This window comes from Streptomyces sp. NPDC044061 (assembly GCF_056434305.1).
Genome location: NZ_JBWKFL010000029.1, coordinates 1 through 8123, shown reverse-complemented (window position 1 = coordinate 8123; position 8123 = coordinate 1). Strand labels below are relative to the sequence as shown.

Below are 8123 nucleotides of genomic sequence, written 5' to 3'. Positions count from 1 at the left end.
CCGCCACCCCCCCCCCCCCCCCCCCTCACTCCTCCCCCTCCCTTCCTCCTTCCTCCCCCCCCCCCCCCCCCCCCCCCCCCCCCCCCCCCCCCCCCCCCCCCCCGCCGTCGGACCGTTGGTCAGGTGGTCCGTGCGGGCGGGACGGGTGGGGCGGCCGGGCCGTAGCGGGCGGCGGGGGCCCGGCACAGTAGCGCCCAGTACCGGTCGCCGTACGACCAGTGCCACCATTCGGTGGGGTAGTTGACGAAGCCCACCGCGGTCAGGGCCCGGTCCATGAGGGCCCGGTTGGCGCGGGCCTCGGCGTCGATGCCGGGCGCGCCCGTGCGGCAGGCGCCCGCGCTCTCCTCGGGCGTGGCGTTGACCTCGGTGCCGAGCGGGAGTTCGGTGCCGTCCTCGGTGCACAGCGTCAGGTCGACGGCCCCGCCGCTGACGTGCGGGGCCACCTCCGGCGGGGAGATGTAGGCGCTGGCCAGCTCGCGGATGACGGCCGGCGCGGCGCCCGGATGGGCCTCGCGCAGCGTGGCCGCGTAGCTCTCGAAGTACCGCCGTTGCAGGTCCGGCGGCCGGTACCCCTCCACCACCAGGAACCGGATCCCGGCGGGCAGCAGCCGCTGCGCCCGCAGCAGGCGCCCGAGGGCCCCGGACCGGAGGTGCGCGTAGGCGCCGGTGCCGTCGGCCTGCCGTGCGTCGAGACGCAGTTCGGGTGTCTCGCGCAGGTCGACCAGTGGTTCACCGCACTCGCGCTCGGTGACCTCGGCGACCCGCGGATCGGAGAGCGGGATGATGTCCGTCACGCTCTCAGCGTGGCGGGGGCCTCTGCAAAGGCTCTGCAGGTTCTCTGCAAGCGGCCGACCAGGCATTCTGCAGCCTCCCGCGGGGGGAGGGCTGCTTCTGTCCCTTCGGCAGGGACGGGAGCTCCTGTCCCTTCGGCAAGGAGCGCCGCCTTTGCGCCCCGGCGTCGCGTCAGCCGATCCCGTCCGCGCGCTCCCGCGCCTCCCGGCAGTTCAGCGAGCGGAACACCTCCAGCGCCTCCGCCCGGGCGGCGCGCGCCGCCCGGTCCTCGCCGTCGGCCGCCCGTACCGCCGCCAGGTCCCACAGGGTCCGCGCCCGCCACACCGGCAGCCGCAGCTCCTCCCAGGCCGCCAGGGCCCGTTGCAGGGGCTCACGGGCGCCGTCGGTGTCGCCGGCCGCGAGCCGGGCTTCGCCCAGGGTGCGCAGCACGAGTGCCTCCCCGAACCGGTCCTGCCGCTCCCGGGCCACCTCCAGGCAGCGGCCGAGCCGCTCGGCCGCCTGATCGGGACGGCCGGTGCGCAGCTCCACCTTGGCCAGAGACTGCTCGGTGTACATCGTGCCGAAGGTGTCCCGCGGCTCGGCGAAGACCCGCAAGGCCTCGTGCAACACCCGCTCCGCCTCGAGCAGTTCGTGCTCGGCGCGGTGGCACAGGGCCAGTGACCGCAGGGTGAGGCCCTCGCCGTGCCGGTCGGCCGCGGCCCGGTACAGCTCCAGCGCCTCGGCGAGAGCCTGCCGGGCCTCGGCCCCCCGGCCCTGCTCGCGGTGCACATGACCGATGCCGTACAGCACCCGCGCCCGCGCGCCCGCGTCCCCGGAGGGGCCGTACCGCTCGAGCGAGGCCCGCAGCAATGTCAACGCCGCCTCGTGACGGGACTGTTCGCGCCGGGCCGTGCCCATGCCGGCGAGCGCCAGCGCGGCGCCCTGTGGTACGTCCCCGTACTCCTCGAACAGGCGCAGAGCGTCGGCGAAATAGGCGTACGAGGCATCGAAGTCGTCCTGCTCATAGCGAAGTTGACCGAGCCCGGTGAACAGCCAGGCCTCGCCCTCGGTGTCACCGCCGCGGCGGACCGCCGCCATGGCCGCGGTGTGCGAGCGGGACCAGGCGTCGAACTGGTTGTAGAGGGCGGCCGAACCGGCCATCAGGGCTCCGGCGAGATCCCGGGCCGCCCGCGGGAGCAGGTGATCGGCGCAGTGGACGGCGGCCGCGAGGAGCCCGGCCTGTTCGGCGGCGAACCAGGCCGCGGGCCGCTCCAGCAGCGACGCCTCGGTCTCCGGGTCGAGAGGACGTACGGCGGCCGGGTCGGGGAAGTGCCGCGCCGCGCCGCCCGGCCCCCGCGCGGCCGCCTTCCGGGCGAGATCCAGCCAGCAGGCCACCAGTCGCAGCACAGCCGCCGCCCGCTCCTCGGCGCTCTCCTCGGTGAGGCAGCGCTCCCGGGCGTGCTCGCGCGCCAGGTCGTGGATGCGGTAGCGGGCCCGGCCGGTCTCGTCCACGCCGATCACGTCGATGAAGTGGCAGTCCACCAGCCGCTCCACGGCCTCCTCCGCCTCCTCGGTGCCGATGTCGAGCAGCGGGGCGGCGATCCAGGCGGCGAAGTCGGGCAGGTCCAGCAGGGCCAGTCGGCGCAGCGCACGCCGCTCCTGTGGATCCAGGTCGGCGTAGCCGAGTTCGAGACTGGAGCGCAACTCCAGGTCCCCGGCGCTGAGTTCGTTGAGCCTGCGGCGTTCGTCGCGCAGCCGCCCGGCGAGCCGGCCCGGCGCCCAGTGCGGGCGGGCGGCGAGTCGCGCCCCGGCGATGCGCACCGCGAGCGGCAGCCGGCCGCACAGCGCGACGATCTCCGCGGCCCGCTCCGGCTCCGCCCTCATCCGCTCCGGTCCGGCCACCCGCCGGAGCAGTTCGAGCGCGTCCTCCTCGCCGGGCACGGTCAGGTCCAGGTGGGCCGCGCCCTCCAGCGCCACCAGCCGGCGACGGCTGGTGACGAGCACGGCGGAGCCGGCACCGGGCGGCAGCAACGGCCGTACGTGCGCCTCGCCGGCCGCGTTGTCGAGGATCAGCAGGACCCGCCGGTGCCCGACGTGGGTGCGGTACAGCCCGGTCAGCTCCGCCAGGCTGCCGGGCAGCGTCTCCGGCTCGGCGCCCATGGCCCGCAGCAGCCGGGCGAGCGCGTCGGCGGGCTGCAGCGGGGTGGCGTCGGCGGCCCGCAGGTCTATGAACAGCCGTCCGTCCGGGAAGAGTTCGGCGGTGCGGTGGCCGACGTGCACGGCGAGCGCGGTCTTTCCCGCGCCCGAGCGCCCGGAGATCACCCCGATCGGCGGCGCGGTACGCCCGGCGACACCGGCACCCTCCAACAGCCCCGCCGCCCAGACGATCTGCTCCGAACGGCCCACGAAGTCGGCGATGTCGGGCGGGAGATGGGAGGGGACGGGAGCGGGGCGCGTGGCCGGGACGGTGGCGGTGGGTGAGGTGGGGCGGCCGCCGTTGGCGGTCCGGGGGAGGGCGGGAGCAGTGGCCCGCGGAGCCGGGGGCCGGTGGGAACGTGCCTCCGTCCGCGCACGGGAGGCCTGCGCGGCCCCTGGTTCGGAGCCGGAGACGGGCTGCGGGTGTACGCCGTGAGCCGTCTCCCCGGGCGTTCCGGGACCGGTATCCGGAACGCCCGGGGAGACGGACCGGGCCGCAGGCGAACCGGGCTTCGCACCGTCGCCGGGCGGGGTCGCTTCCCAGGCGTCCGATACGGGCTGGTCCCGGGAAGGGGGCGCTTGCCAGGTGCCCGGTGCGCGCTGGTCCCGGGAAGGGGCCGACCCCCATCCGTCCGGTGTTCCTCGGTCGCCGGCCGATGCCGCTTCCCCCGCCCCCACCGTGCTCCGACCGCCCTCCGGCGACGCCGTCCCCCACACGTCCCCCGCCGCACGGCCGGGGCCCCAGCCCGCTCCCGGACCCCAGCCCGCCCCCGGACCACCGCCCCTGCCCCGCCCCGCGGACACCCCCAGTACCTCGGCGTCGTTCGTGAGGACGGCCTGGTGCAGGGCGCGCAGGTGTGGGCCGGGGTCGATCCCCAGTTCGTCGCGCAGGAGCCGGCGGCCGTCCTGGTAGGTGCGCAGGGCGTCCGAGACGCGCCCGGTGCGGAACAGGGCGGTCATCAGCTGTCCGCGAGGCCGCTCCCGCAACGGGTGGGCCGCGACGTGCGCCAGCAGCGGGGCGATCGTCTCGTCCTCCCGGCCCAGCTCGAGGCGGAGCCCGAACGACTCCTCCTGGGCCACCAGCCGCAGCTCCGCCAGCCGGGCCGACTCGATCCGCGCGAAGGTCTGGCCGAGCCCTTCGAGGGCTTCCTGCCCCCGCCAGAGGCCCAGCGCCTCACCGAGGACGTCCACCGCCGCCGCCGGCCGTCCGGCGATCGCCTCGGCCCGGGCGGCCCCCAGGAGTTCCTCGAAGCGGCGGGCGTCGACCCGGCCGGGTTCGAGGTCGGCGACGTACCCGGGCGGGCGGGTGCGGATGACCTCGGGCGCGCCGATCCGGGCCAGCGCGCGGCGCACCGCGGAGACGTGCGTGGCGACCAGTGCACCCGCCGTCGCCGGCGCCCGCTCGTCCCAGACGAAGTCCACGAGCCGTTCGGTGGACACCACTTCGCCGAGGTGCACGACCAGGGCGCCGAGGACGGCCAGGGGCCGGGGACCGCCGAGCGGGGCCCGCCGGCCGCCGTCCCACACCTCCACCGGCCCGAGCAGACGTACCTCGAACATGGATGGCACCCCGATCGCCGTACCGTCCGCCCCCTCGCGGATGGTGACAACGATATCCGTGCGCTTCGGCCAGGCATGCCGAAGGCCGGGCCGTCCTGTCCGGATCAGGCCTCTCCGCTCACGCGGCCGGAACCGTCCTGGACGCCCGGTGTCCGGAACGGAGTCGGCTCCGTCTCCGGTGGCGGGAACGCGGCCCGGGTCTTTCCCCTCCCGCGGCAGTTGGCCGGATCCCGCGGGTGCGGGCCGTACCGTCCCTACCGGAGACGGGAGATGGGCGCCTCTCGTATGACAACGGGCCACGGATTCCGTGGCGGGGCCGACGGGGGGCAAAAGCCACACCTGCCCCAACCCCTGCCGTACCCACGACTTTCACATGGGCGCCACCGGACCCTTCCCTGACGTTTGCTGCTCTTGGAACACTCGCTGCGCGCAGATTCCGTCATCCGGCGGCATCGCGTACGTCAGGACGCAGGACGAGAGGACCCTCACTCATGCCCGAAGTCAACCGGCGGCGCTTTCTCCAACTGGCGGGCGTCACGACGGCGTTCACCTCGCTGTCCAGCAGCATCCAGCGCGCGGCCGCACTGCCCGCCCACCACCGCACGGGTTCGGTCGAGGACGTCGAGCACATCGTCGTCCTGATGCAGGAGAACCGCTCGTTCGACCACTACTTCGGCTCGCTCCGGGGTGTGCGGGGCTTCGGCGACCCGCGTTCGGTGACGCAGAACGGAAAGTCCGTCTGGAAGCAGTCCGACGGCACGAAGGACATCCTCCCCTTCCATCCGGACGCCGACGATCTGGGTCTGGCCTTCATCCAGGACCTCCCGCACGGCTGGAACGACGGCCATGCCGCGTTCAACGGCGGCAAGTACGACAAGTGGGTGCCCGCCAAGTCCTCGACGACGATGGCGTACCTGAAGCGCGACGACATACCGTTCCACTACGCGCTCGCCGACGCCTTCACCATCTGCGACGCCTACCACTGCTCCTTCATCGGGTCCACCGACCCGAACCGCTACTACATGTGGACCGGCTACACGGGCAACGACGGCAAGGGCGGCGGCCCGGTCCTCGGCAACGACGAGGCCGGCTACGGCTGGACGACGTACCCGGAGCGCCTGGAGCAGGCCGGCGTGTCCTGGAAGATCTACCAGGACGTCGGCGACGGCCTCGACGCGAACGGCGGCTGGGGCTGGATCGACGACGCCTACCGCGGCAACTACGGCGACAACTCGCTGCTCTACTTCAACCAGTACCGCAACGCCAAGCCCGGCGACCCGCTGTACGACAAGGCCCGCACCGGCACCGACGCGCGCAAGGGCGAAGGCTTCTTCGACCAGCTGAAGGCCGACGTGAAGGCGGGCAAGCTGCCCCAGGTCTCCTGGATCGTCGCCCCCGAGGCCTTCACCGAGCACCCCAACTGGCCCGCCAACTACGGCGCCTGGTACGTCGCTCAGGTCCTGGACGCGCTCACCTCCGATCCGGCGGTGTGGGGCCGGACCGCGCTGTTCATCACCTACGACGAGAACGACGGCTTCTTCGACCATGTGATCCCGCCCTTCCCGCCGGCCTCCGCCGCCCAGGGGCTGTCGACCGTGGATCCCTCGCTCGACCTGTTCAAGGGCGACGCCGGCCACGGCGCGGGCCCCTACGGGCTCGGCCAGCGGGTGCCGATGCTGGTCGTCTCGCCCTGGAGCAAGGGCGGTTTCGTCTGCTCAGAGACCTTCGACCACACCTCGATCATCCGGTTCATCGAGCGCCGCTTCGGTGTCCAGGAGCCGAACATCTCGCCCTGGCGCCGGGCGGTCTGCGGCGACCTGACCGCCGCCTTCGACTTCAGCCGCAAGGACACCAGGCCGGTCGCGCTGCCGTCCACGGCCGGATACCAGCCGCCGGACCACGACCGGCACCCCGACTACAAGCCCGTCCCGCCGGCCAACCCCGCCCTGCCCGGGCAGGAGCGCGGCAGCCGCCCCACCCGCCCCCTCAAGTACGTTCCGGCGGTGGACGGTTCCGGGGACGCGGCGGCCGGGAAGTTCACGCTGAGCTTCGCCTCCGGCGCCCGCGCGGGCGCGGCGTTCCTGGTCACCTCGAACAACCGCACCGACGGGCCCTGGACGTACACCACCGAGGCCGGCAAGCGCCTCACCGACACCTGGAACTCGGCCTACTCGGGCGGTTCGTACGACCTGGCCGTGCACGGCCCGAACGGCTTCCTGCGCCTCTTCAAGGGCCGGGGCAAGGCCGCCGGACCCGAGGTCACCGCCCGGCACGTCGGCGACGACGTCGTACTCACCTTCACCAACAAGGGCTCCGGCACGGCGAAGCTGAAGCTCCTGAACGCCTACGGCGGCGGCCCCGTCTCCGTGACGGTGCGGCCCGGGGCCACCGTGAAGCACGTCGTCGGCCTCGCGGCGAGCAAGCGGTGGTACGACCTCACGGTCACTTCGGACGCGGACCCGGCCTTCCTGCGCGGCTTCGCCGGGCACGTGGAGAACGGGCACCCCGGCGTCAGCGATCCCGCCGTCATCACGGGACGAACGGGGTGAACGGGCGATGAACACCGCTCCGTGCGGACTGGTCAGGTACCGGTCACATCAGGGTAGTGTGCCCCGGTGACCACGCAATCGAACACTCCTGCAGGCTGGTACCCCGATCCGCACGGGGCGGCCCAGACGCTCCGCTACTGGGACGGCGCGCAGTGGACCGAGCACACCAACCCGGCGCAGCAGGCCGCCGGGCAGGTCCTGCAGCAACAGGCCGCGCCCCAGCAGCCCGCGGCCCACATCCCGCAGCAGCAGGGCGCCGACCCCAAGGTGCAGCGCCAGGTGCAGCGGCAGGCGGGGGTGGCGGCCGGCGGTCCCGGCGGCGGCACCCTCTTCACCGAGCCGGTCCTGGTCGTGAACCAGAAGGCCAAGCTGATCGAGCTGACCAACGAGTACAAGGTCATGGACCAGAACGGCCGCGAGCTCGGCGCGGTCACCGAGGTCGGCCAGAGCGCGCTGAGGAAGATCTTCCGCTTCATCTCCAGCTGGGACCAGTTCCTGACCCACAAGCTGGAGATCCGCGACGCCTACGGGCAGCCGCAGCTGCTGCTGACCCGCCCCGCGAAGATCTTCAAGTCCCGCGTCATCGTGACCCGCCCCGACGGCTCGCCGGTCGGTGAGATCGTCCAGCAGAACATGATCGGGAAGATCAACTTCGCGATGAACGTGAACGGCCAGCAGGTCGGCGCGATCAAGGCGGAGAACTGGCGGGCCTGGAACTTCGCGATCGTCGACCACACGGACAACGAGGTGGCCCGGATCACCAAGACCTGGGAAGGCCTCGCCAAGACGCTGTTCACGTCGGCGGACAACTACGTCCTGCAGATCCACTACCAGCTGCCCGAACCGCTGCTGAGCCTGGTCGTGGCGACGGCCCTGACCGTCGACACCGCGCTCAAGCAGGACAGCCGCGGCTGGAACTGAGCGGGTCCGCCCGGGGAGTACGGCAACGGGGGGGGGGGGGCGGGGAGCGCGCCCGCGCCACCCCCCCCCCCCCCCCCCCTCCCCCAACCGAGCCAGAACGCCCGTCCCCCCCTTCGGCATTCTACC

At 73.6% G+C, this 8123-nt stretch carries 4 protein-coding genes; 2 read left to right on the top strand and 2 right to left on the bottom strand.

The genetic code is table 11. From position 1 onward, the window contains the following. Positions 1-119 precede the first annotated feature (119 nt). Both AC07CM_RS35500 and AC07CM_RS35495 read right to left on the bottom strand, forming a co-directional pair. Positions 120-794, bottom strand: coding sequence for a M15 family metallopeptidase (locus AC07CM_RS35500; protein WP_478880602.1), 675 nt, complete (start codon positions 792-794; stop codon positions 120-122). A 169-nt stretch (positions 795-963) separates the two neighbouring features. After that, positions 964-4527, bottom strand: a complete 3564-nt coding sequence (locus tag AC07CM_RS35495) for an AfsR/SARP family transcriptional regulator (protein ID WP_478880601.1) — start codon at positions 4525-4527, stop codon at positions 964-966. A gap of 491 nt (positions 4528-5018) precedes the next feature. Between AC07CM_RS35495 and AC07CM_RS35490 the strand changes: the two genes are divergently transcribed. Then, entirely contained in the window at positions 5019-7076 is a 2058-nt protein-coding gene (locus tag AC07CM_RS35490) for a phosphocholine-specific phospholipase C (protein WP_478880600.1), read from the top strand. Positions 7077-7142: 66 nt separating this feature from the next. Beyond that, complete coding sequence (locus tag AC07CM_RS35485) at positions 7143-7997, top strand: LURP-one-related family protein (protein WP_478880599.1); 855 nt, start codon at positions 7143-7145, stop codon at positions 7995-7997. Positions 7998-8123: the final 126 nt, after the last annotated feature.